At 30.7% G+C, this 26,455-nt stretch carries 19 protein-coding genes; 15 read left to right on the forward strand and 4 right to left on the reverse strand.

Translation table 11 applies throughout. The features are described from left to right. Positions 1-162 precede the first annotated feature (162 nt). The 12 genes from HW275_RS08780 to HW275_RS08825 all read left to right on the forward strand — a co-directional run bounded on the left by HW275_RS08780 (position 163) and on the right by HW275_RS08825 (position 9,256). Entirely contained in the window at positions 163-1,782 is a 1,620-nt protein-coding gene (locus HW275_RS08780) for a PTS transporter subunit EIIC (protein ID WP_178936164.1), read from the forward strand. 105 nt (positions 1,783-1,887) lie between these two features. Next, positions 1,888-2,718 carry a DNA polymerase III subunit delta gene (locus tag HW275_RS08785; protein ID WP_255460051.1) on the forward strand — a complete coding sequence of 277 codons (831 nt, stop codon included), beginning with the start codon at positions 1,888-1,890 and terminating at the stop codon, positions 2,716-2,718. Positions 2,719-2,777: 59 nt separating this feature from the next. After that, complete coding sequence (locus tag HW275_RS12590) at positions 2,778-2,870, forward strand: hypothetical protein (RefSeq protein ID WP_370464351.1); 93 nt, start codon at positions 2,778-2,780, stop codon at positions 2,868-2,870. A 189-nt stretch (positions 2,871-3,059) separates the two neighbouring features. After that, entirely contained in the window at positions 3,060-3,191 is a 132-nt protein-coding gene (locus HW275_RS12430; RefSeq protein WP_255460052.1) for a hypothetical protein, read from the forward strand. Positions 3,192-3,551: 360 nt separating this feature from the next. Then, positions 3,552-4,535: a hypothetical protein gene (locus HW275_RS08790; RefSeq protein WP_178936165.1), complete on the forward strand. Its 984-nt coding sequence runs from the start codon at positions 3,552-3,554 to the stop codon at positions 4,533-4,535. Positions 4,536-4,566: 31 nt separating this feature from the next. Then, the gene (locus HW275_RS08795; protein ID WP_178936166.1) at positions 4,567-5,112 is read left to right on the forward strand and encodes a hypothetical protein; all 546 of its coding nucleotides are present in this window, start codon (positions 4,567-4,569) and stop codon (positions 5,110-5,112) included. A gap of 300 nt (positions 5,113-5,412) precedes the next feature. Then, a complete protein-coding gene (locus HW275_RS12595) occupies positions 5,413-5,655 on the forward strand; it encodes a GH-E family nuclease (protein ID WP_178936167.1) in 243 nt (80 codons plus the stop codon). Positions 5,656-5,673: 18 nt separating this feature from the next. Continuing rightward, the gene (locus HW275_RS08805) at positions 5,674-6,225 is read left to right on the forward strand and encodes an ankyrin repeat domain-containing protein (protein WP_178936168.1); all 552 of its coding nucleotides are present in this window, start codon (positions 5,674-5,676) and stop codon (positions 6,223-6,225) included. Positions 6,226-6,571: 346 nt separating this feature from the next. Then, complete coding sequence (locus HW275_RS08810) at positions 6,572-7,123, forward strand: ankyrin repeat domain-containing protein (protein ID WP_178936169.1); 552 nt, start codon at positions 6,572-6,574, stop codon at positions 7,121-7,123. Between the two features lie 229 nt (positions 7,124-7,352). Beyond that, on the forward strand, positions 7,353-7,955 hold the full coding sequence (locus tag HW275_RS08815; protein WP_178936170.1) for a TetR/AcrR family transcriptional regulator: 603 nt from the start codon (positions 7,353-7,355) through the stop codon (positions 7,953-7,955). Positions 7,956-8,072: 117 nt separating this feature from the next. Then, positions 8,073-8,612 (forward strand): NAD(P)H-dependent oxidoreductase, encoded by a 540-nt coding sequence (locus tag HW275_RS08820; protein WP_178936171.1) that lies wholly within the window; start codon positions 8,073-8,075, stop codon positions 8,610-8,612. 14 nt (positions 8,613-8,626) lie between these two features. Beyond that, positions 8,627-9,256 carry a hypothetical protein gene (locus HW275_RS08825; protein WP_178936172.1) on the forward strand — a complete coding sequence of 210 codons (630 nt, stop codon included), beginning with the start codon at positions 8,627-8,629 and terminating at the stop codon, positions 9,254-9,256. Between the two features lie 35 nt (positions 9,257-9,291). Here HW275_RS08825 and HW275_RS08830 read toward each other — a convergent pair whose 3' ends face one another. The 3 genes from HW275_RS08830 to HW275_RS08840 are packed head-to-tail and all read right to left on the reverse strand — an operon-like array spanning position 9,292 to position 11,955. Further along, the gene (locus tag HW275_RS08830) at positions 9,292-10,344 is read right to left on the reverse strand and encodes an LLM class flavin-dependent oxidoreductase (protein ID WP_178936173.1); all 1,053 of its coding nucleotides are present in this window, start codon (positions 10,342-10,344) and stop codon (positions 9,292-9,294) included. Positions 10,345-10,380: 36 nt separating this feature from the next. Then, complete coding sequence (locus HW275_RS08835; RefSeq protein WP_178936174.1) at positions 10,381-10,962, reverse strand: alpha/beta hydrolase; 582 nt, start codon at positions 10,960-10,962, stop codon at positions 10,381-10,383. A gap of 33 nt (positions 10,963-10,995) precedes the next feature. Beyond that, positions 10,996-11,955: a VOC family protein gene (locus HW275_RS08840; RefSeq protein ID WP_178936175.1), complete on the reverse strand. Its 960-nt coding sequence runs from the start codon at positions 11,953-11,955 to the stop codon at positions 10,996-10,998. 144 nt (positions 11,956-12,099) lie between these two features. On the opposite strand from HW275_RS08840, the gene HW275_RS08845 reads away from it, so the two are divergent. Then, positions 12,100-12,456, forward strand: coding sequence for a helix-turn-helix domain-containing protein (locus HW275_RS08845; protein ID WP_178936176.1), 357 nt, complete (start codon positions 12,100-12,102; stop codon positions 12,454-12,456). Positions 12,457-12,689: 233 nt separating this feature from the next. On the opposite strand, the gene rpsT is transcribed toward HW275_RS08845, so the two are convergent. Further along, positions 12,690-12,956 (reverse strand): 30S ribosomal protein S20, encoded by a 267-nt coding sequence (gene rpsT, locus HW275_RS08850; RefSeq protein ID WP_178936177.1) that lies wholly within the window; start codon positions 12,954-12,956, stop codon positions 12,690-12,692. An 802-nt stretch (positions 12,957-13,758) separates the two neighbouring features. On the opposite strand from rpsT, the gene gpmI reads away from it, so the two are divergent. Both gpmI and HW275_RS08860 read left to right on the forward strand, forming a co-directional pair. Next, positions 13,759-15,294 (forward strand): 2,3-bisphosphoglycerate-independent phosphoglycerate mutase, encoded by a 1,536-nt coding sequence (gene gpmI / locus HW275_RS08855; protein WP_178936178.1) that lies wholly within the window; start codon positions 13,759-13,761, stop codon positions 15,292-15,294. 464 nt (positions 15,295-15,758) lie between these two features. Then, positions 15,759-26,384: an autotransporter-associated N-terminal domain-containing protein gene (locus tag HW275_RS08860; RefSeq protein WP_178936179.1), complete on the forward strand. Its 10,626-nt coding sequence runs from the start codon at positions 15,759-15,761 to the stop codon at positions 26,382-26,384. The last annotated feature ends 71 nt before the right edge of the window (positions 26,385-26,455 follow it).

Genomic DNA, 26,455 nt, shown 5'->3' on the forward strand with positions numbered 1-26,455 from the left:
AAAAATATTCAAAAATATGAAAGTGATATTAAATTTTTAAAATTATAAAAAATCAATAATTAAAATAAATATTATTATAGAAAGGAAATTATTGAAACTGTTTTATAACATAAGAAGGGGGAAGAATCACATACTTTAAATAGTTTCAATATGGTGCATGCTATGAAAAACAATGGAATTTTTGCAGTATTACAAAAAATAGGTAGGGCTTTTATGCTCCCTATCGCAGTTTTGCCAATGGCGGGGATACTTTTAGGAGTGGGAGGTTCTTTTACAAATCCCGTCCTTATAAAAACGTATAATTTAACTTTTCTTGAACCAGGAACTCCGTTAAATTATCTTATGCAGTTGTTTTCTAATGTAGGATTGTTTGTTTTTGCAAATTTACCCTTACTGTTTGCAGTTGGTGTAGCTATAGGGCTTGCAAATAAAAATAAAGAAACTGCTGCTTTATCAGCTGTTTTGGGATTTTTGCTATTTCACACTATAATAGGGACAATTTTGAGTTTTCAAGGTATAACTGCTGATTCAGTAACTTATGATGCTCTTGTTGGAAAAGGCTTGAGTGAAGCTGCGGCAAGAGGAACAGCAGCATTATATGCGAAGGAACTTGGAATATTTACATTACAGACAGGTGTGTTTGGTGGTATCGTGTGTGGTATTGTGGCTTCGGCAATTACAAACAAGTTTTCAGATAAAAAATTACCTGATTATTTGGCATTTTTCAGCGGAAACAGATTTGTGCCAGTTATGACGATAATTTTATTTATTCCTTTGGCGGCAATATTTCCGTTTATTTGGCCTACAATTTTTATGGGAATTGTAAAAGCTGGAGAAATGTTTGCGGCAACAGGAGCGATAGGAACATTCTTTTATGGATTTACAATGAGATTGTTAAATGTATTTGGATTACACCATGCTATATATCCTCTGTTCTGGTATACTCAGCTTGGAGGTTATCAGGAAGTGGCAGGACAGATGGTAGCAGGAGGGCAAAATATATTCTTTGCACAGCTTGCAGATCCAACAGTGAAACATTTTAGTGCAACAGCTACAAAAACAATGACAGGCGGATTTTTACCTATGATGTTTGGATTACCTGCGGCAGCGCTTGCAATGTACAGAACTGCAGATGATAAAAATAAGGCGGCTATAAAAGGAATATTATTGTCAGCTGCATTGACATCATTCCTTACAGGAATAACTGAACCAATAGAATTCACTTTCTTATTTGTAGCACCTGCACTATATGTAATTCACGCATTGCTTGAAGGACTAGCGTATATGCTGATGTATGTGCTTAATGTAGCAGTAGGAATTACATTCTCAAGAGGAATTATAGATTTTACTTTCTTTGGACTTTTACAAGGAAATGCGAAGACTTCATACTTTTGGATATTAATATTAGGGCCTGTATACGCACTTGTGTACTATTTTGTATTCAAAACATTAATTCTGAAATTTAATATTCCTACACCAGGTAGAGGAGATTCTGAAAATAAACTTTATACAAGAAAAGATTATAACGAAGCTAAAGGAAATACAGAACTCATAGATGATATAGTGGTTTCATTGGGAGGAGCAGAAAATATAGAAAATATAGATGCCTGCATTACAAGACTTAGAGTTACTGTAAAAGATGCTTCAATAGTTGCTGATGATGCAAAATGGAGAGAATTGCAGGCAAAAGGTGTAATTCGTTCTGGAAAAGGAATTCAAGTAGTATATGGAACTCAAGCTGAAACATATAAAAATCAAATAAGAGAAAAATATAGAATATAATTTTTACAAATTTTATTTGTTTTTGGTTTTAAAGTTCAAATTATACAAAAAATTTGATATAATTTTCTCAAGAAATAAAAAATAATTATAGACGTGAGGAAATAAATGATTTATTTTATTGGAGGAAAAAAGCAAAGAGAATTTAAGTATTTTGAACTTTTGGAGAAAATTCGGAAAGAAAATATTGGAATTAGTGAAAGTTTTTTTGATGTGGATTTAAAGGAAAATGAAAAATTTTTGGAAAAAATAAATATTAATTCCATATTTTCAAGTCAGGAACTGGTTGTGTTGAAAAGAGCAGAAAAGCTCAAAAATATTGAGGAAATTTTGAAATACATAGCAAATCTTGAGATAGTAAATAAGGAAATTATTATTGATTATGACAAGGAAGATGGGAAATTTGGAGTAAAATTAAAAAAGTTGCTGGATGAATTTAGTAAAAATAAGCAAATGGAAGTTTTTTTATTTCAGAAGGAAACAGAAGAGGAAATACGGGCTTATGTTGTAAATGAACTGAATATAAACGCAAGGGATGTGGCAATGCTTCTTGAAATGATAGGAAACAATCCGTTTAAGGTCAGAAATGAAGTTGCAAAAATTAAGATTTTTCTGGATGGAGAAAAGTTTGATATTGAAAAAATTAAAAATATTGTGTCTATTGAAAAAGATTATCAAATTTATGAAATGACCCGAAACATATTGTTAAACAACCCAGCAGATGTAACGAGATACTTGGAGCAAAAAAAAGAATATATGGGAATCTTGTATTCTCTTTACAATGAACTCGAAATAATATACAAAATAAGCTCGTTAAAAATGAAAGGGCGAAAATTCAGTAAAAATTACAACACTTTTAAAATAGAATTTGAAGAAATAAAGGAAATTTTTAAATCCAATAACAGAATCCCAAATTCCTATGTGATTTTCAAAAAATAGAACTCGAACAAAACTACACAAATACCAGTTTAAAAAAATTAGTTTTTAGATGCTGGGAAATAGAAAAGGATATAAAGACTGGTAAAATAGAAATGGAAACAGGAGTGGAAATGTTAATTATGGAAATTTGCTCATTATTTAGAAAAAAATGATTTGAGAAATTGTAAAATATGAACGAATCTAAACATTGAACCGAGATACTTAAATAATTGATTCATAATTAGATTGTTTAAAAGCTGATTTAACTGCAATTCCATGAAAAATACGGCAGAATTTCAACAAAATAAAATTAAAGAATACGAGTAAAATTTAAAAGTGAACATAAAAGAGGTGTATTTCTAATGGGAATATTAAAAAAAATATGGGATATGCTGCCAGAAGGACGTCCGATTTGTGTGCCTAAGCCTGAAGCCTGGGGAGTAAAACAGGAAAAAGATAAGGATTTAAAGAAAAAGATGATGTGGAAAAAGTAAAAAAATAAAGTTTTTTGTAAAATTAAGTTTTAATATAAACTGATTATTGTAAGAAAATAATGAAAGAGGGTATATTTAGACACTCTCTTTTTCATTTTATAGGAATTTTGATACTAAATCTCGTTTAAAAATAGGAATAATTTTTTATAATAAGGTTGTTTGATAATTGATTAATAAATATTTTTTCTTTTTTACTTTCACAGGATTGCTCATTGCTGTTTCAGTAAAGGTTTGAAAATCTAGAAACATAAAGCAGAAATATACAATTATAGAGAAATATGGTATAATAAAAAAAATATATAGCAAGTTAAATATTATGAGTACAAATGAATGTAAAAAATATTTAAGAAAGGATAATTTATGTTTTTAAAAGTAGTTCAAAATTTTTGGTATAGTTCAGTAATGAAAATATCAAAAATTATTTTTGTATTTTCCATTTTTTCCCTGCTCCTTTCCTGTATTGATCTTAGGAGTGACAAAGATCTAAAAGAAAAAGAATTTAATCGGATACATAATTTTTTTAAGTCAGAATATAACTTGATATTGAGCAAAGAAGATTTTGATATAAATATGGAAGTCTACTATAAGCCTTTTTCAAAAGGTAGAGCTTTTCTTCTGAAACCAAAAAAATCTATAGAATATAAGTCAAAATATTTTAAAAATATTACAAATTTAGAATGGGTAAATGAAGGTAAGGATTGGGATTTATCTTTGTGGAATGAAGAAACTATGAGAATATTCACATTTCCTCTTGAAAATGATGATAAAAGATCTGAGATTCCTTTTTTTAATAAAAAATACAGTTATAATTTCTTTAAGATAATAGATTATCTTGGACTTAGGCCATATATATTAAATAATTTAATCTATGATAAATCAAAAGGAAATGATTTTGAAAAAATAGAAAAAATATTTGATAAATATCGAGACATAGGGTATAGTGCTATAAATAATCAATGGGAATGTGGATTCTGGGATTTAGATAAAAATGAAAATATTGAAAAAACTGTAAGTTTTATATATGTTCAAGATAGAAAATGTATCATAGAAGAAAAAAATCCTAAACCTGATAATGAAAAATATTCTTTAGAAGAAGTAGAGAAGTATGGTAAAAAATTTAAAGAATATTTTAGCCAAGAAAGATATTTGGAGAAAATAGATTGGCTTGAATTTATGAAGTTTAATAATATAACTCCAATATTAGTATTTAGTTTACCTGAAAATTTAACAAGAGAAGATGCAGAAAAAATAAGAAATAAAATTACTAAATACTATAATAAAAAAGATTTTATCATAGCATTATATGGAAAAAATAAAGACTATGGAATTTATTATATTTGGTAAAAAACAGAAAACTTAAGAAAGAGAGCAGTATATGAATTTAAAAAGAATTTTATTCATTTTATTTCTAGGATTATATTTATTATCTTGCGGAAATAAAACAAAATCAGAAGAAAATAAGCAGGAAGAAAATCAGAAAAATGTTGAAAATACTGAAAAAAGTACAGAGAACAGATATGGAAGCAATTTGGTAGGTTATGTCACAAAACCAAATGATTGGATGGAATTTGAAGATCCAGATTCATCAGTAAATGCTGTTCAGCTTTCAATAGATCCTGTAAATATTATAACACTAGATATTGTTGGAGTGAATGGAAATTCAACGGTTGAGAAAGCAGTGTTACTAACTAAAAAAAGATATTTGAATCTTGGAATATCATTAGAAAATATAAGTGAAAAAAATATAGAAATAAATGGCTATAAAGGGAAACAAGTAACTATAAAAATTCCAGATGGAAGAGTGTTAATAGTAAATTATATCGAGGATAATGGAAATATTTATTATATTTCTCAAGAAGGATTGCCTAAATATCAAAATGAACTGACTAAAGTAGTTAATACTTGGCGTCCTGACAAATAGAATATAGATGATATAAAACTTAAAGTAAGAGATAAGCTCAAATTTCTTGTACTAACCTATGAGAAATTTGAGTTTTCTGCTAACTGTCTTCAGTATTTCATAGCAAAGCGGCTTCACTAACCTGAGGCTGCTTTACCATAAAATATTGAAAATCATACGCATTATGCAACAGCATTAAGTACAACTAATTGTTTTAATACAATATTAAATCAATCGTCTGTATTAACACCAAAATATCCGATTACTGTTTATAATCCTGGATTTGTAACAGTACAAGTAAGCGAACACCTAAACGAGAAAATGACGCCTAAAGAATTTAGAGACTGGTATAATGATCCTAAAAATTATAGATTTGAAACATCGCACACTAATAGAAGTCATGCATATGAAAACATAACAACTCCGTTATTACCTCAATTTAATTCGCCAGCAATACCTCTATTAGAATACAAAACAGTACCATTATTAGAATATAAGCCAGATTATATAAATAATATACAAAATATAATTCAAAAACAACAAATGAAAATACCTATAAAATAATAGGAAGGGGATATCAAAATGTCAAAATATAAAACAATATGGGCAGCAGTAAGATTTGGAACATTAAAAGATGTTATAGAAATATTCAAAAAAGGAGATGAAAAAATTGGAGATGCATCAGGAGATAGTATATTATTTCATGCATTAGCAAATACTAATAGCATTGCACGTTATGAAATTACTAATTTTTTAATAAATAAAGGAGCTGATGTTAAAGTAGTAACAGAAGATGGGATGAGTTTGTTCTTTCCATTATTTTATTACGGACGACGAGATATAATAAAAATGACAATATTGTGTAAAACATTATTGGAAAAAGGTGCAGATATAACAACAATATATAAGAAAGAGAAAACGGTTTCATTCAAAGGATTATTTAATATCGGCACCCCTGAAATAGAAATGTTACCGTTATACCAACTGATATTTTCTCAACCAGGACTTCCTCTTTTAGTAAAAGATAAATGGGGACTAACAGTAATTGAATTTGCGAGAAGGTTTAATAGACCAATAGCAGTACAAATGATGGAAGATTATGTAAAAAAATATAATTTGCAAGAAGAAAATTAGAGTACTTAATAATCATTGTTATAAAAGTATATATTAGAATGGGTGTGTAAAAATTTTTGTGTAAACCTCTAAATAATATATGGTAAAATAACTGTATAATATTTGGAGGTTTTTGTTATGGCTAAAAAGAAATCTGTCTGTTAAAATATAGTTATAGAAATATTTAATAATCTGAACAGAAAAAGTGAAAGTTGCTTATAAATGGAGGTTTAAAGCAAGGTGTAGAAAAGAATATAAAACAGTACCATTATTAGAATATAAGCCAGATTATATAAATAATATAGAAAATATAATTCAAAAACAACAAATGAAAATACCTACAAAATAATAGGAAGGAGATATCAAAATGTCAGAATACAGAACGGCATCAACAGCAGCAATGTTAGGAACATATGAAGAATTTTTAAAAATATTTAAAGAAGGAGATCAAAATGAAATAAGTCCATCAGGACGAAGTTTACTTTTCACAGCATTATGTAATACAAAATCAAAAGAAAGATATAAAATAGCAAATTTTCTAATAAATAAAGGAGCAGATGTTAAAATAATAACAGAAGATGGAATGAGCATGTTTTTTCCTTTATTTTCTTATGGACGACAAGATATAGTAAAAACTACAATTTTATGTAAAACGTTATTGGAAAAAGGAGCAGATATAACAGTAATGCATAAGAAAGAGAAAACAGTTTCATTCAAAATGTTGTTTAACATCGGTACTCCTGAAATGGAAATGTTACCACTATATCAACTGATATTTTCTCAACCAGGACTTCCTCTTCTAGCAAAGGACAAATGGGGATTAACAGTAATTGAATTTGCGAGAAGATCTAATAGACTGATAGCAGTGAAAATGATGGAAGACTATGTAAAGAAATATAACCTGAAAGAAGACAGTTAGAATTTTTAGATAACCATTGTTGTAAAAGACAGCGGTTATTTTTTTTATATTGCATATAATTTGAGTTTTTAAAACAATTTTTTATCCAATAAATTTTATAAAAATATTCATTTATAATAATTCTAGTAAAAAAGTAGTAATAAAATTTTAAAATAAACTTGACAGTGGTAAGATTTGGGTGTATAATCTTTACAGTGATAAGATAGTGAAAGTTAGGGGGAATTTAAATATGGAAAAAACTAAAAAAAGTTATCATCATGGAAATTTACGGGAAGAATTGATTGAAAAAGGGATAGAGATGATAAATGAAGTAGGGGAAGAAAAATTATCTTTAAGAAAAGTGGCTAAAATGTGTGGGGTAAGTAATGCGGCACCGTATACATATTTTAAGAAAAAAAGTGATTTACTTTACGCAATGAGTGATTATATCTGGGGAATATTGGCAGCGGAACTGGATAAAACAAGGAAAAGATATGAAAATCAAGAGGATTTATTGGTAAAATTAGGAAAAACATATGTTATGTTTTTTTGTGGAAATCATAGATATTATCATTTTATAATTTCAAGAAAAAATATGAAAATAGATTTATTCTCAAAGTTTTCAAAAATAGAAAATAATAATGAAAAAGCATTTAGTATATTAAAAATTGAGGCAATGAAAATACTTGAAAAAATGGGAGTACCAAATCAGGCTATACAAGATAAAATTGTGGCAATGTGGGCGTTGGTACAAGGATTAACAACAATAATGATTACAAATGATATAAAGTATTCTGAAAGCTGGGAAGAGAAAATAGAGGAGATAATAAAATCAGTTTGTATAGCAAAGTAATCTTAAAAGAGAATTGAAAAGTTGCTAGTTGTTGTATGAGTTTGAATCTTAAATTTGATTAACATTTAGCAGTTAAATTTTAGATAGATTTTAATATATCTATGGAAGGTGAGAAATATGGAATTAATTATACACGATTTAGATAATGAAAAATTGGAAAATTTAAAGTGGGAAATTGAAAAAAAGGAAAAAATTATGGATAAAATAAAAGAGAGCATAGATCAAAAGAAAATAATCGATGATGAAGATATATCTATAATTTGTGATAATAATAAAATTAAAAGCTGCATGGGATGTTTTGAATGCTGGATTAAAACTCCAGGAAAATGTAAAATTAGGGATGGATATGAAAATTTAGCAAAATTATATTCAAAAGCGGACAAAGTTGTGATTATAAGTCGATGTGTTTATGGTTCTTACAGTCCATTTATAAAAAATGTGCTAGATAGGACAATTCCATATTTATTGCCATTTTTCAAGTTTAAAAATAAAGAGATGCACCATATCACACGAAATAAAACAAAATTTGACTTAAATGTATATTTTTATGGAAAAAATTTGTCACAAAATGAAAAGATAGCTGCTAAAGAAATAGTAAAGGCTAACAGTGTGAATTTAGACGTAAAAAATTTTAAGGTTTCTTTTTTAGAAGATTAGGAGAATGATGAAATATGAAAATTAGCATAATAAATGGAAGTCCGAAAGTAGGCAAAAGTAATTCTGAAATATTAGGAAATTATCTCTTATCCTTGCTTAAAGGAAATAAAATAAAAAAATATTATTCAATTTCTGTTAAATTAGATGATAAAATTAAAAATGAAATTCATAGCAGTGATATTTTAATATTTCTTTTTCCCTTGTATGTTGATGGGATTCCATCCAATCTGTTAAAATTACTTATAGAATTTGAAAGGGAAAAAGTTATAAAATCTGGGACTAAAATTTATTGCATAGCGAATAATGGATTTTATGAAGGTAAACAAAATCGGTTGGCAATTTTGCAGATAAAAAATTGGTGCGAGAAAGTTAAGGCAAACTGGGGACAAGGAATTGGTGTGGGTGCAGGAGAACTGTTGCCGTATTTAAAAAAATATAAACTGGGGCAAGGACCACTCAAAAATTTAGGTAAGGTATTAGATAAATTTTCTACTAATATTCTAACTCTAAAAAGTGATGAGGATATTTATATAAATCCGAACTGGTTAAAAAGTCTATACTTTTTTCAAGGCTCAATTTCATGGATTTTAAAAGCCAGAAAGAATAATTTGAGAATAAGGGAACTTTTTAGAAAAACCTTCTGAAAATTTTTCTCCAGAAGGCTTTTAAATATATTTTATTATTTTTCTTTTTTCTCAAAATATTCCCTAACAATCGGAACAACTTTTTCTCCATAAAGTTTTATTGATTTCAGCACTTCTTCGTGAGGCATTGAACCAACAGGCAAATGTAGCATAAATCTGTCTAATCCCAGCTCTTTGATTACTTTAATCATTTTATTTGCAACATCTTCTGGAGAGCCTACGAACATTGCACCATCAGGACCTACTGAATTTAGGTATCTTTCCTTGCTTAATGGAGTCCAATGTGGACGTTCCTTTGAGATTTGATCCACAAGAGTTTTTGTAGGCCAGAAATATTTTTCTATGGCTTCTTCAGTTGTATCCCACACAAATCCCCAAAAATGTGCTGCAACTTTTAATTTTTCAGAACTATGTCCGATTTCCTTTCCGAATGTTCTGTAAAGTTCGATTAATTTTTTGAATGCCAATGGATTTCCTCCGATAATTGCATATACAATAGGAAGTCCCCTTTCGGCGATTTTTAATGTGGAATCTATGCTTCCGCCAGTTGCTACCCAAATTGGCAGTTTTTCATTGACAGGGCGTGGGTAAACACCTTTGTTATCAACATCGTGGGTAAATTTTTCACCTTTCCAGTTCAAAATTTCATTTTCGTTTATTTCAAGGAGCATTTCCTTTTTTTCTTCAAATAATTCTTCATAATCCTCAAGATTATAGCCAAATAACGGGAATGATTCTGTAAAAGAGCCTCTTCCAAGCATAATTTCAGCACGTCCGTTTGAGATGGCGTCTATTGTTGCAAAGTTTTGAAAAACTCTTATCGGATCGTTGGAGGAAATATTTGTTGTGGCACTTGAAAGTTTTATGTGCTTTGTGTTGACTGCTCCTGCGGCAAGTACTATTTCTGGAGCTGATATAGCAAAGTCAGGACGATGATGTTCTCCAATTGCATAAATATCTAATCCCAATTTATCAGAAAGTTCAATTTCTTCAATCACATTTCTTATACGTTCGCCGTGAGAAATTACTTTTTGGCTTCCTTCAAGCGGTGTAGTTTCCCCAAATGAGCTAATTTCTAATTCTAACATATTAATTCACTTCCTTTTTTTGTTTTATTTCATATTTTATTTTTTATAAATTTCTTTTAGTTTTTCAACTTCAATTTCTGTTAATTCGTGTCCGCTGTCAAGCAGGATTATTTCAAAATTATCGTATCCAATATTTAAAAGCTGATTTTTTAATTTTACTACATCTGCGGCTGGAGCCATTAAATCTAAAGCGCCTGTTGTAGCAATAATTTTATTTTTTTCAGGCTTTTTCGTAAATTGCCAATCGAAATTTGATGGATGTAAGAGTATAGTTGTATTGGCAATATCCGGGCGTTTTTCCAAAAGTCCGAGAGTAAAGTTTGCTCCGTTGGAATATCCGATGAATGTTATATTTTTATATTTTGAAATATCCATTGAATCCCAGTTTTTTAGAAATTCGTCGATTCTTTCTGAATAATCCTTTTTATCGACTTTTCCGTTTACAAGCGGATTAAAGAATCTTCTATTTTTTCCAGTCCCCACATTCCCCAAAAAGCTGATTACACTTGCATGGGAGTCCAGTTCGCCAGTCAAAAATAGCAAGTTGCTTTCGTTTCCGCCAGTTCCGTGAAATAGGACAAATAAATTGTCTGTTCCGTTTATTAATAAATGTTCCATTTTAAATACTCCTTTTCTTCTTTTTTTTAAATTTTATTCAAATTTAAGGCTTAGATTTTTTTCAATTCTTTCTCTTTTTCTTTCCAAAAATTCCGGTAAAAATAATGGAATTTCATCGAAGTCCTGTCCTTGTTCAGGCAAATCCTTTGAACTTCTGTCAAGTGGAGTCGCAGTTTCAAATAGAAGATGGTTTGATTCCCTGAAATAACTTGAAACCATAAATTCCCTGTTTTTTATTCCTGAATTTAAATAATTTTTTTCGTCAATTTTTTGCTGTAATTCTTCCAAATCATCCACACTTTCCACACCGAACGCAATGTGATGAATACCACCAACACCATTTCTTTCCACAGCGGAATTCTTATCTTCGATAATATGTATTTCATGTTTGAATGGACTGTTTTCAGATTTAAAAAGACTTATTTTCCAGTCGTAAAATTTTGTTTTGCCATATTTTTTGAATCCATAATAATCTTCAAGTATTTTTTGAGTCGGCTCTGTGTATCTTACACGCAAATAAACATCTCCAATTCCTAAGATAGCATGTTCTTTCGGTATTCCTTCCTTAACAAAAGGATTCATTTCCCCAATTTTTTCATTTCTGTAAACAAACCCCAGCTTTTGTCCATCTTCATCTTCAAATCTCAGAATTTTCTGATTATTGTATTCTTCGATTCCATAATGAAGCACATCGAACTCATCCAGCCTTTTTTCCCAAAAGTACAAAGATTCTTCAGACGGAACCAAAAACATAGTTCTTTCAATCGCATTTGTCCCAAATTTATTTTCTCTTGCCCCCTTCATTTCAAAAACTGTAAATTCTGTACCTTCACGCCCCGTTTTATCCCCAAAGAACAGATGATACATATTTGAATCATCCTGATTGACAGTTTTCAAAATCAATTTTAATCCTAAAATATTATGATAAAAATTATATGCTTTTCTAATATCGCTTCCTAATACTGAAACGTGATGTATTCCTGTATTTTTCATTTTAATAACCTCTTTTCGATTTTATATTTTTTCTTTTTTATTTTTATGAATGAATTATAACACGAGTTATTTTAGTATACAAGTACGTACAAAAAAGTGCTATAATATACAAAAGTATAGAAATTTAAAAGAGAGGTTTTGAACATGGAAAAAATTGAAAAAATAGAGCCAAATTTATGTAAAATAGACGATGGACTTGATACGATAACAGGAAAATGGAAATTACCAATTTTACTGCACATTATGAAAAATGGAACAATGCGTTTTTCAGACTTAACCCGTGCAATTCCAGCAATTACCCAAAAAATGCTCACGAAAAATCTGAGAGAATTAGAAGAAGACGATTTGATAAGCCGTTTTTCCTATCCGACAATTCCGCCAAAAGTAGAGTATTCGTTGACAGAACACGGAAAAGAGCTGGAACCGATTATTGACGCACTTCATGAATGGGGGATAAAGCATAGGGAACATATTATGAAATTATTTGAAAATAAGATGTAAAAGTTATGATTATTCTGCTCAAATTTCAAGATTATTTAATTTTGTCAGTTTAATATTAAAGGATTTAAGTATATTATGAAAAAACAGTTGAAAATTGAAAAATAAACACTTTATAGTTAATAATTTTAAAATATAAAATAAAAAAGACTATCTTAAAATATTAGGACAGTCTTTTCTGTGTAATTGTTAATCTTAAAAAAATTTTTTTAAAATCAATCAGTGGCAAAAAAAAATTAATTTGCCAATGAATTAACTTTTAATGTCAATCTAGATTTTTTTCTTGATGCAGTGTTTTTCTTAAGAACACCTTTTGTTACAGCTTTATCTAATTCTTTATATGCTACGCTTAATGCTGATTTAGCTTCGTCGACATTTTTAGCTTCAACAGCAGCAAGCACTTTTTTTACGAAAGTTTTAGTTCTGCTTCTAATAGCTTTGTTTCTAGCTGCATTTCTTTCACCGATAAAAACTCTTTTTTTAGATGATTTTGAGTGTGCCATTTATTTCTCCTTTCAATAATTTTTACTTATGAAATAAAATGCTATATAATTTAATATATGCAAATTACACAATATATTATCATTTTTTTCAACAAAAATCAAGCTATAAAGAATAAATTTTTTTCTATTATCTTGATATTAGGTTATTTTAATCAATAAATATTTTTTTGTTGTTTATATGTTTTTTCTTTTTTTATAAAGCAAAGGGGAACAATCGCTATCCCCTTTGCAAACCCAGCTCGTCTAAGCATTTTTTTGAAATGAAAACTAAACTCACTTTTTAATAAAAGTTATACCAACTCTTTAGATATTTATCTTTTTAAATGTTTTGAAAAAGCTCAAACAGTAGTTTTCATTCCAAAAAAATCACGACATTTTTAATTTAATCATAAACAACTATTTTGATTAAAAATTATAATTAAAAAAAAGATTCTGTAAATTTTAAAATAAGTAAAATTTCGTTAAAGAAAAAACAACTGTTTAAGATTTTGGAATGAAACCTGTGATATATTTAGTTAATTGTGTTAAAATAATCTTTATTCAAAATCGAGTTTTATTTTTTCTTTATAAGAAAGTTTTGCGTAAAGCGGGGTTGTAAGGGCATGGCGTTTGATGCCCTTACGTTAAAATAAATTAAAAATATAAAAAAATAATGATTAATCAAAATAATTTATAACATAATAAATTTAGAAAAGAGTTTTTTAAGTAATTTTTTATTCAAATTCCTTGATAAATTTAGAAAAAATCTGTATAATAGATATAGAAAAAGAAAGTTATTTAAAAAATGGAAGGAAGAATGCTTATGAAGAAAAGACCAGTAGTTTTAATAATTTTGGATGGATGGGGGATGAACCATCATGATAATGAAGTTGATGGAGTAAAATTGGCTCATCCAGTTAATTTTAACAATTATCTTAAAGAGTATCCTCATACTGAACTGAGAGCGGATGGAGAGTTTGTTGGGCTGCCTGAAGGACAGTTTGGAAATTCGGAAGTTGGGCATACAAATATTGGTGCAGGAAGAGTAGTTTACCAAATGTTGCCAAAAATTTCAAAAGCTATTAAAGAAGGTACAATTTTAGAAAATAAAGTGCTATCAGATATTATGGAAACTACAAAAGCGAACGGAAAAGCTTTACATATTACAGGATTGACTTCTGACGGCGGAGTTCATTGTCACATTGAGCATTTAATCGGATTAGTTGATATGGCTAAGAAAAAAGGATTGACAGAAGTTTATGTTCATGCGATTATGGATGGAAGAGATACTGCTCCTGAAAGTGGAGTGGAATACTTGGCACAATTACAAAAAGCATTGGATGAACTTGGTGTAGGAAAAATCGCTACAGTTGTTGGAAGATATTATGCAATGGATAGGGATAACAACTGGGACAGAGTGGAACTTGCCTACAATGCCTTGACTTCTGGAGAAGGAAACTTGGCAGCAACTGCTGAGGAAGCAATCAGAAATTCTTATGCAGAAGGAATTACAGATGAATTTGTAAAACCTGTAAAAATTGGTTCAAAAGACAATGGATTGATTAAAGACGGGGATGGCGTAATTTTTGCAAACTTTAGACCAGACAGAGCTAGACAGTTGACTAGAACATTTATTGATCCTGAGTTTAAAGGATTTGAGAGAAAAGTTTATCCTAAAGTAAACTTTGTAACAATAGCTCAATATGATGCTACATTTAGTTTACCTGTGGCATATCCGCCTGAAACAATTATAAACGGATTTGGAGAAATTGTATCAAGAGCTGGATTGATTCAAGTAAGAACTGCAGAAACTGAAAAATATGCGCACGTTACATTCTTCTTCAATGGCGGAAAGGAAGAGCCTTACCCAGGAGAAATCAGATTATTGTCTGATTCACCGAAAGTTGCAACTTATGACTTGCAGCCTGAAATGAGTGCTTACAAGGTTAAGGAAAGATTGCTTGAAGAATTAAATACTGGAAAAGTTGATACAGTTGTATTAAACTTTGCAAATCCTGATATGGTTGGACATACAGGAAATGTTGATGCTGTTATTCAAGCTTGTCAGGCGGTAGATAACTGTACAGGTCAAATTGTAAGAAAAGTGCTTGAACTTGATGGTGCGGTATTAATTACTGCGGATCATGGAAATGCTGATTTGCTGGTAAATCCTGAAACTGGCGAACCTCATACAGCGCACACTGTAAATCCAGTTCCATTCATTTTAATTACAAACGATATGAAAGATGCAAAATTGAGAACAGATGGAAAACTAGCTGACATTACTCCAACAATGCTTGATTTATTAGGATTGGAAAAACCGGCTGAAATGGATGGAAGTACATTAATTATAAAATAAAGTTTTATAATGGAAAAATAATGCAAAAAACAATTAAAAAATAATAATATTAAAGAAATCTCTCTAAAATTTATATAAAAAGAGAGATTTTTTTGTTGTAATACAAATAAAAAAGTGCTATAATAATACGAAAACTAAAAAAATTAGATTTGGATTTGAAATATAATTAAAAATTAAAATAATATAATTTAAAAAGTCAATCAGTTTGAATAAATTTAAATATATTGTTAAATAATTTAAACATGATTGGCTATAATTATGTAAAAAAAATAAATTGTAATTGTTACAGAGTAATAAAGATTCAAAATTAAAAAATGATAATAACAGTGTTTATATAAAAAAATTTAATTCCTTTGTCAGAGAGTGGAGAAAAATAATAGAACTAAAAATTTAAAAATGCTGTGTTTATTGGAATTTTTATACTTTTACAAATGGCTAAAAAAATTAAAATAAAAGGAGAAAACATGAGCAACAATTTAAGACAAGCAAAAAAAGATTTGAAAGCCTTTGCAAAAAGGGCAAAAAATGTAAAGTATACGGAATCACTGCTGTTTTCATATTTAATAACAGGGATGGTAACGTTTTCAATTGGTTTGAACACATCTTCAAATGTACTTTATGAGCGTATGAACAAAGAGCTGGTAATGTCAGCTGACAAGACACGTACTGCGATTAAGAAAAGGAAAAAAGCGAATGAGGAAACAATAGAAGATTTAAATTTAGAATTGATTCAACTGATGGAACAAGGGGATCAGGTTGTAAAATCAAAATGGGCTTCGTGGCAATTTGGGGCAAATACTTTTATGTCAAGCAGCAATGGAGCTTATAAAGGCAGAGGGGATAAAGCTGAAAAATATCCGTTTAATGGAATTTTTACCCGTGGAAACTGGGCAGATAATGGAATTTTGTCAACTAGACGTAGAGGATTTGGAAGTTCGCCGTTAAATTTTTCAAATGTTGATTCAAGAACTTATGGGCTGGCTTCCTTGCTTCATGTTCAGGAGCCGGAAGTAGAAATTCAAATAATGGCAAACGTGCGTCCAAAATCTGTTACAAAGGAAGAAATCTCAATCAATCCGCAAATTGATATGCCAAGAGAAGTGGTGCGTCCTGCGATTAATTTGAGTGTGACTACACCGATAACAGCACCAAGTATAAAATTTCCAAATGTTAAGCCGATTAATATTGATATAAAAAACCCAACTGCCCCAAGTGAACCAACGGTAATTGGAGCGCCAAATATAAATATTACATTGGGAGAACCAACTGTTAAATTAAAAATTAATTCACCAGCAACACCAAATATTAATATTAGTGTAACTCCGCCAGATATTAAACCGTTAACGATTGTTAAGCCAAATGAAGTCGAATTACCAACAATAAATGCTCCTGTGATATCACCGATTAAGTTTTCTATTGATCCTACAGGAAATGCAAGGTATAAAGATGGCGGATGGAAAGATTGGGCTACTGGAGGTAAAACTACACATGATATTACCAACTTAGCAAATAGAGATTATATAACATTAAGTTCAGGGCATATTACTGGTGCAGATGTAGATAAAAAATATACTTTTAATGTGACAGTTGATAATAATAGAGCTTTTGTCTTAGATGAAGCTAATGGAGGACAGGTATTTACGAATAAAGCAACTATAAACCTTAAAGGAAGTCAAAATGTTGCTATTGATATTCAAGGTACACATGGAAATGGAAAAACCCTTCAAGCAATTAATGAAGGTAAAATTATAGGTATGAAAACAACGGGTAATACAATAAATCAAGTTGCTTTTGGATTTAATAACCCAGATGCTTCGGATAATAAAACTTTAACTGAAATGATAAATAGAGGGGAAATTACATTAAATGCAGATAAAAGTGCAGCTTTTCAATTGAAACCCGAAGATCCACGTAACTGGAATCCAAATAACTGGAATGCAGCACCTACAAAAATTGATTATAAAAAAGAAGATCCTAGACGTGGAAAAGTTGCTATGAAAGCGATTAATGAAAAGACAATAAATATAGAAGGTAATGATAGTTTTGGGATTACAACAGTATATAATGAAGGACTTCCAAAAGATTTTTTTAATAACAAAAGTATATACAAAAATTTGAATTCAGAAATAGAACTTACTGATCAAATGAATGGGACAGCTCTTACAGCACGTGTCAGACCGGGTGGGGAATTTGGGAATACTACTGTTTCTGGATTTGAAAGTGGAGTTTATAATAAGAGTACAGGTGAGATAAACATAAATGGAAAAAACAGTATTGCTATTGGATTGCTACATGATATTCAAGAAGCTAAAATTGATGGAGTAATAAATATAAATTCAAACAAAGGAGTAGGAGTATTTACTGGTGTTCCTGTCGGGCTTCCAACATTATCTACGCCTAATTTTGTTGAATTGAAAGGGAAAATAAATATAAACGATACGGCTGTAAACGCTGTAGGAGCCTATGTTGGAGAGACTTCGGTTGAATTAAATGGTGGGAAAGTAAATGGTAATAATGAGACAACTCGTAATTATTTAAGATCAGGAGATATAAAAGCCGAATCTACTTCTATTATTACAGTTAAAGGTACAACTAATTATGGATTTGTTGTTAACAACTTCTCTAATTATTCTAATTTTTCTGGTGCATTGGACGATATGCAACAAGGTACAGATAAATCAAAATATGGTAGAGGTGTAAATGAAGGGAAAATTAATGTAGAGGGAGTGAGATCTGTAGGCTTTGCATTGATAAAAGGAGGGATATCTTCAAATAGTGGTACAATCAATGTAAAAGCAGATTCCACAAATTCTGTTGGATTTTATGGGGAACAGGATGAATTTGCAAATTCAGGAACTATTGAAGTGACAGCAGCAAAAGATACAGGAAACACAGCTGTTGCGTTAAATGGTAAGACAAATAAAATTACATTTAATAATACTGGTAAGATATATGTAAATGCTAATCAAAATTCAAATACGAATTTAATAGGTAACACAAATACAGGAATCTATGCGGAAGGTAAATATGAGTTTAATCATAGTGGTACAAATGCTAATATAATAGTTGGAAAAAATGCTACAGGATTTTATGTGAAAAGTGCTACAGGGAAGGTAAATATTAATGCTCCAATCACATTAGAAGAAAGTGGAACTGGAGCAGATGCTGGAACTACAATTGGATTTTATTCAGATGGAGATGCAGAAGTTAATTTTGGAACAAATTCATTATTAACAATTGGAAAAGGAGCAGTTGGACTTTATTCATCAGATTCAGGAAAATTTAATAACACATTTAGAATAAAAGCTGGAGAAAAATTAGATGTATCACTTGGTGAAAATTCAACATTTGGATTTTTAAGTGGAAATTCTACAAGTCCTTCATTGAAAAAATATTTAAATAATGGTTCAACAGATAAAATAAATATAACAAATTTTGGTGCAGGTGCAACTATCTTTTTTGCAGCAACTCAAGGAAAAGCATTTTTAGATGGAGATTACACTATTACTAATGGTGGAAATGCTTCTACTTCAGTTTTATCAGCTAACAATGGTTCAACAGTTGGAATTGACAGTGGTGTGAAATTAGTTACAAATACTCAAGTTGGATTGGTTGCGACAAAAGGAGAAAATACAACGGATACAGCTTCTACAGCTGAAAATGCAGGAACTTTGGAATCTTCAAGAGCTTCTGGAGTAGGTATTTATGCTAATGCAAGTAATGGTAAAAATGAAGCTACTGGTAAAATAATAATGAAAGATGCTAGTTCTGTTGGTATATTAGGGTTAGCAGATTCTGAATTAACAAATGCATCAGGTGGTGAAATTACGGTTGAAAAAGGTTCATCAGCTGGAATATACGCTGAAAATAGTAATGTAACAAATAGTGGAACAATAACTACAGAGGATGAAAAATCAGCTGGAATATTTTCAAAATCTACCTCGACTTCTGACAAGACTGTTAAAAATTTAGGAGATATTAAAATTACTGGTGCTGCAGGAAAAGAAGAAAGTGCTGGAATTTATGCGGAGTTAAAAAATACTGCAACTGGTAAATTAAAGGTAACAAATGATACAACTGGAAAAATTGAAGTTGAAACAGCAAAATCAGTAGGGATCTACGGGAAGAATGAAACAACTTCTAAAGAAAATCTTGAAGTAACTAACAAAAATAAAATTACAATGAAAAAGGATTCCTCAGTGGGTATTTTAGCTGAAACAGCGAAAGTAACAAATGAATCTACTGGAAATATTAAAATAGAAGGAAAAGGATCTGTAGGAATATTTGGTAAAACTGATTCTGAAATTGAAAATAACGGAGATATTTTAGCTACAAATACCGATGTTGAGAGTTTAACTCCACCACTTAGTACTGCTTCAGCTTCAGTAGGAATATTGTCAGATGGCGGAAAAGCAACTAATAAAAAGACTATAAAAATGTCAGGTGGAAGTTCAGCTGGAATGATGGGAATAAATGATGCTGAAATAATAAACGATGCAGCTGGAACGATTACAATGGAAAAAACAGGTTCAGCAGGAATTTACACGCAAAATAGTAATGTTAAGAATAATGGTCAGATTAGTTTAAAAGAAGATAAATCTGCTGGAATTTATGCACAGAATACTTCTGCAAACAACTATACCCTTTCTAATTCAGGAACTATTACTGCTGAAAAAGATAGCAGCATTGGAATGTATGCGAATGTTGTTAAAGATAAAAATACACCAGCTGTTATACCAGGAATAACTACAATGAATAACAGCGGAACTATTGATTTAAAAGATGAATCTTCAGTAGGAATGTATATAAAAAATGAGTTAGATGATAGAACAAAAGCTGTAATGAATAATAAAGATACAGGAACAATCAATGTAGAAAAGTCTAAATCAGTAGGAATAATGGCAGACACAGCAACTGTTCAAAATGACGGGACAATTAATTTAGAAAAAGAAGAATCAGCAGGAATTTATGCAATTGATAATTCTTATGTTACTAACAATGCAGATATTATTGCAAAAGATAAGAAGTCAGCAGGAATTTATATAAGTGACAGTGATGTTGTAAATAATGCAAATAAGACACTTACTGTAAATAAAAGTGAATCAGCAGGAATTTATGGTAAATTTAAGAATGATAAAGATCATACAATTACAAATTATGGAACAATTACTTTAGCAACAAGCAGTTCTGAAAAAGGAAGTGCAGGGATTTATGGTGAATTAGAATCTAAAGCGACAAAAACACTTGTTATTACAAATTCAGCTGGTTCAGCGGTAAATGTCGGTATGAAAGAATCAGTTGGAATATATGCTAAAAATTCTTCATCAAATGGAAAAGAAAATTTGACAGTTGATAATAGTGGAACAATTGCAACTTCAAAGGAAAAATCAGTTGGAATCTTTGGTGAAAAAGCTATTGTTACAAATAATAAGACTATAGAAGTAAATGGACAAGAATCTATTGGGATTTTTGGAAAATCAGGATCAGAAATAAAAAATGCTTCAACTGATGAAGGAATTAAAGTTGTTGGTAAAAATTCAACAGGAATGTATGCTACAGATTTAGGAACAACTGGAGAAAATACAGGGAAAATTACTTTATCTGGAGAAAATACAACAGGAATGGGTGCGGCGGATAGTGCATCTATAACTAATAAAAATGAAATTTCTGGAACAGTTAAAAATGTGATTGGAATGTATGGTAAAGGTAGTGGAACAAATGTTACAAATATGAAAAATATAAATTTATCAAAAGAAAATTCCACTGGAATATTTACAAAAGATGATGCTGTAGCAAAAAATGAAATAGGTGCAAATATTAATTTAGAAGGAAAAAATTCAGTTGGTATTTTTGGACTTGCAAGTGCCGTAGGTAAAAAAATAGATTTAACAAATAAAGGAATTGTAACTTTAAAAGGTGAAGGATCTACAGGAATTTTTGCTAGTAACGTTGAAAATCCTGTTGGAAGTGGTATTTATACAGGAGCACTTACTGATTCTTCCATAAAAAATACAGGAACTATAACTTTAGATGCTAAAAAAACAGTAGGTATTTATACGCCAAAATCAAATATTTCTAAGGTAGGAAATATAATTATGACAAATAATGCTGATTCGTCAGTTGGTGTTTATCTTACACAGGATGCAAAAGCTGATGGAACAAGCTCCGTGATTGATTTAAACAGCGATTCACAAAATCAAGTTGCTTATTATATTAAAGGTAATGGAACTATATTAAATTCTATTGGAAATATTAAAGGATATGGTGTTGGAGTTTACTTAGATGGAACGAATAGTACAGGGACAGCTTTAGCAACACCAGCACAGTTAAACGCACCAGCACTTGATTTTGTAAGTGGAAGTTCAACGCAAGGAAAAGGAATAATCGGATTACTATTAAAAGGAAATACTGATATTTCAGCTTATAACCAAGGTATAAAAGTCGGAGATTCTGTAATAGGCGGATTAAAAGATTTTTATGCAATAGGAATTTATACTGATGGACAGGGGACTTCTGGAACACCAAAAGCAATATCAACTGCTATTACAACAGGATCAAATGGGGTTGGATTATTTGCTGAAAATAGTAGCCATATAAAATATACAGGAACTATGAACATTGGAGCTAATGGGACTGCTGGAACTGGTATTTATGTTGGAAATGGTGGTGATGGAACTAAAGCTTCAAATGTAACGATTGATAATGGTGCGGATATTAAGTTAAATGGAGCAAATGGAGTTGGAGCAATAGTTACTAGTAAAGCGACAGTTAATTTTGAAAGTGGCGCAAAAATTGAATTTGGTGGCGATGGAGTAGGTATTTTTGCCCAAAAGGGAGGACACATTGTTGATAATGGTGGAACATTAGTTACTAATGGACACGCTGTAGAAAGAACACGGGTTACTGAAGGAAGCTCCATAACTTCAAAAAATTTAACAGTAGCACTTGGAAATGCCTTAGATACTGGAAATATACTTTCTCACGTTATAAATGGGGAAGCTATTATACAAACAGGAGTTACAGTTGAAGCAAAACCGTCAACTAAGAATATTATTGGACTTATGGCAGACGGTAATAGCAATCCTTCATTAACTTGGGCTGGAACTGCCGGATATGATGCTGAAAATAAAGGAAAATTGGACTTGTCAAATGCCGAAACAAGTACAGCGATGTATCTTGAATCATCAAGAGGACTTAATTCAAAAGATATTCTTGTAGGAAATAAATCAACTGGAATTTATGGAATCTATAAAGATTCGACACCAGTTTATAGTGGTGCACCAGCAGGAACTGTAAATAAAGGTACAATTACAACAACAGCAACTTCTAAAATAACAATCGGAGACGAATCTTCTGCTATTTACTCAATTGGATTTGATAAAGTTGAAAATAATGGAAGTATAACTGGTGGAGATAAATCAGTTGGAATTTATGCTAAAAATACGTCTGTTAGCAGCAAACTAATCGATGTTGAAAATACAGGAAATATCACTTTAGGAAAAGGTGCAGCAGGAATTTATATTGCGCCGGAAACTGCAAATGCTTCAAATGCTACAGTTGTAAATAGTGGAAATATTACGGTTGGAGATTCTACATTCAATTCTGGTGGTAGTGTTGAATCTACTTCAGTTGGAATCTTTGTAAAAAATAAAACCAATTTGACTACTACTGGAGATATAACAGTTGGAAATAAAGGTTTTGCATTGTATGGAAATGATTCGACATTGACTGTAAATGGTGGAAATTATAACTTTGCAAATAATGGAAGTCTGGCATACTTGGAAAATAATGCAGTGTTAAATTATAATAATGCTGGAACACTGACAACTTCTTCTGAGCCAATGTTATACCTTATTAACAGTAAGGCACAAATGAGTAATAATGATATTGTTGTATCTTCAAAAGGAACTGGAATTTATATGGCTGGAACATCTACTTTCGGCGGATGGAACAATATGACTCTAAATAACGGTTCTACTGGAATTTATATGGATAATTCAAATGCTGCAATAGATGGTAAGAAAATAACAGGTGTATCTAATAAGGCAAAAGGAATTGTTTCAATAAATTCAAATGTTACAAACAAAGTTGATATGAAATTCTCTAATGATGATTCGGTTGGAATTTTCTCACAAAATAAATCAGGTACGGCAAAGACGATTGTAAATAGCGGAAATATTGATATTACTGGAAAACGTTCGATTGCAGCGTATCTGGAAGGAACATCGGATCAGACATTTGAAAACAGCGGAACAATAAATGTGGATAGAACTGCAACTTCTGTTAAAAATGATTCTACTGTCGGAATTTATGCACAAAATGGATCAGTAATTAATATCAAAAACAGTGGAACAATAAATGTTGGAGAGGCTTCATTTGGAGTTTATTCACTTAGTGAAAATGGAAATGTGGAAACTACAGGAAGTTCTGTAATTAATGTTGCAGACAAGGCTATCGGTGTGTATAAAAAAGGTGGAAATGTTAATTTGGGCGGAACAGTCAATGTTGCAAATCATGTGGCGACAGCTGCCAATAGTGAGCCTGTGGGAGTTTATGGAACAAGTGGAGTTACAATTAATGACACGACATCAAACTTTACTGTTGGAGATAAATCTTACGGTGTAATTTTGGCAAATCCAGGAATGAATAAAATAAATGTTTATTCAAATTCAGCTTCATCAAATGTAACTTTAGGAAAAGAAGCAACATTCATTTATACAGAAGGAGCCTCAAAAGTTATAAATAATGCAACAATTACATCTGGAATAAATGGAAAAATTATTGCAATCTATGGAAAAGATGGAGCAAATATTGTAAATAACGGAACAATTGATTTGTCGCAAGGAACCGGAAATCAGGGAATTTTTGTAACAGGGGCGTCTAATGCTGTAAATAGAGGAATAATAAAAGTTGGAAAAACTGATAAATCTGATCCAAATAACATTGTTTATGGAATCGGAATGGCAGCTGTAGGCGGAGCAAGCATTTCAAATGAAAGGGATATTTATGTTTCAGGACATTTAAGCATTGGAATGTATGGAGATGACAGGGGAACAACATTGAGAAACTCTGGAAATATATATTTGGATGCTTCAAAAGCAACAGCTTCTGATAAAATTCAGACAATGATGGGAGTATTTGTAAATAATGGAGCAAAATTTGTAAACAGGGGAAATATTACTACAACAGGTTCTTATCACGGAAATAGCAATGTTCAGGGACTCGTGGGAGTTGCCGTATTAAATGGAAGTACGCTTGAAAATTACGGAAAGATAAATATTGATGCGGACAGCAGTTATGGTGTACTGATAAAAGGGACTGCAACTAATAAATCTATAATTAAAAATTATGGAGAAATTAACATAAATGGTTCCAAATCTTATGGAGTAAGATATGACGGAAATTCTCAAGGAACAGCTGGAGATTTACCAATAGCAGCTAATGCAACTCCTGGAAATGTGTTACCAGCATTGAACTCTGGAGCTGGAAGCATTACCTCTGGAAATGGAGCAAAAGATTATTATGCACCAACAGATCCAAGTAAAACTGTCGGTGGAGTAGGAATTGTTCAATTGCCAAATGGGCGGCTTGCAATTCAGAGAAATGGTGTAACATTGAATGATAGCCAAGTTCAAACACTAGATTATACTACTCCTCAAACAAACTATGCTTTCTCAAACTTTGGAGTGTATGTGGATACATTGGGAAGAACACGTCCAATTAACATAAATGGAGCAAATTCTCTTGGAATTAATAGTGATTTATTAATCGGAACAGAATTTTCAGTACTTACAAATTCTAAAAATGTAATTATTGGTAAAAAAATACTGCAGCCGTTCTTAAATCAGATAAATGCTGGAATATTTAACTTTACTCCGTATTCAGCTTCATTAACTTGGATAGCAACACCTGAAGTGGATCCAGCTACACAGCAAATTTCACGTGTACTTATGACAAAAATCCCTTATACAGCCTTTGTAGATAGAAAAACAAATGAATATAACTTTACTGATGGGCTGGAACAGAGATATGATGTCAACAGCCTGGATTCGAGGGAAAAAGAATTATTTAATAAATTAAATACAATCGGAAATAGCGAAGAAGCATTATTGGCTCAAGCAATTGACGAAATGATGGGACACCAGTATGGGAATGTACAGCAAAGAATCTTTGAAACAGGTAATTTATTAAATAAAGAATTTGGATACTTAAGAAATGAATGGGATACAAAATCAAAAAATTCAAATAAAATAAAAGCATTTGGAATGAAAGGCGAATATAAGACAGATACAGCTGGAATCATTGATTATAAAAATAAAGCCTACGGATTTGCATATTTGAATGAAAATGAAACTGTTAAACTTGGAGAATCGACAGGATGGTATGCAGGAGCAGTAAGAAATAAATTTGACTTTAGTGATATAGGTGGTTCAAAAGAAGAGCAGAATATCGTAAAAGCAGGTGTATTTAAGTCAATGCCGCTTGGAAAAGATCATAATAACAACTTGAACTGGACTGTTTCAGCGGAAGGATTTGTAGGAACTGGTGAAATGAAGAGAAAATTCCTTGTTGTTGATGATATATTTGAAGCAAAATCTGAATACCGTTCATATGGATTTGGATTAAAAAATGAACTTAGAAAAAATATCAGAACGAGTGAAAGAACAAGTATTTCACCATATGGAAGCCTAAAATTTGAATATGGAAAATTTGATGGAATAAAAGAAAATACTGGGCAAATGCGTCTGGAAGTAAAAGCAAATGACTATTATTCAATAAAACCTGAAGTTGGAATAGAATTCAAATATCAGCAGCCAATGGCAGTAAGAACAACTTTTGTTGCTAAATTGGGACTTGCTTATGAAAATGAATTAGGAAAAGTTGGAGATGTAAACAATCAGGGAAGAGTTCGTTATACAACAGCTGGATGGTTTGACATAAGAGGTGAAAAGGATGACAGACGTGGAAATGGAAAAGTTGACTTGAACCTTGGAATTGAAAACACAAGATTCGGTGTAACGGTAAACGCAGGTTATGATACAAAAGGTGAAAATGTAAGAGGTGGAATCGGATTTAGGGCAATTTACTAAATTTATCCTGTTTTAATCTTAATTATTGTTCATAGTTATAAAGAAAAAATATATTTATGTGAGGAAGAGTT

Source organism: Leptotrichia sp. oral taxon 223, from assembly GCF_013394795.1.
Taxonomy (GTDB): domain Bacteria; phylum Fusobacteriota; class Fusobacteriia; order Fusobacteriales; family Leptotrichiaceae; genus Leptotrichia.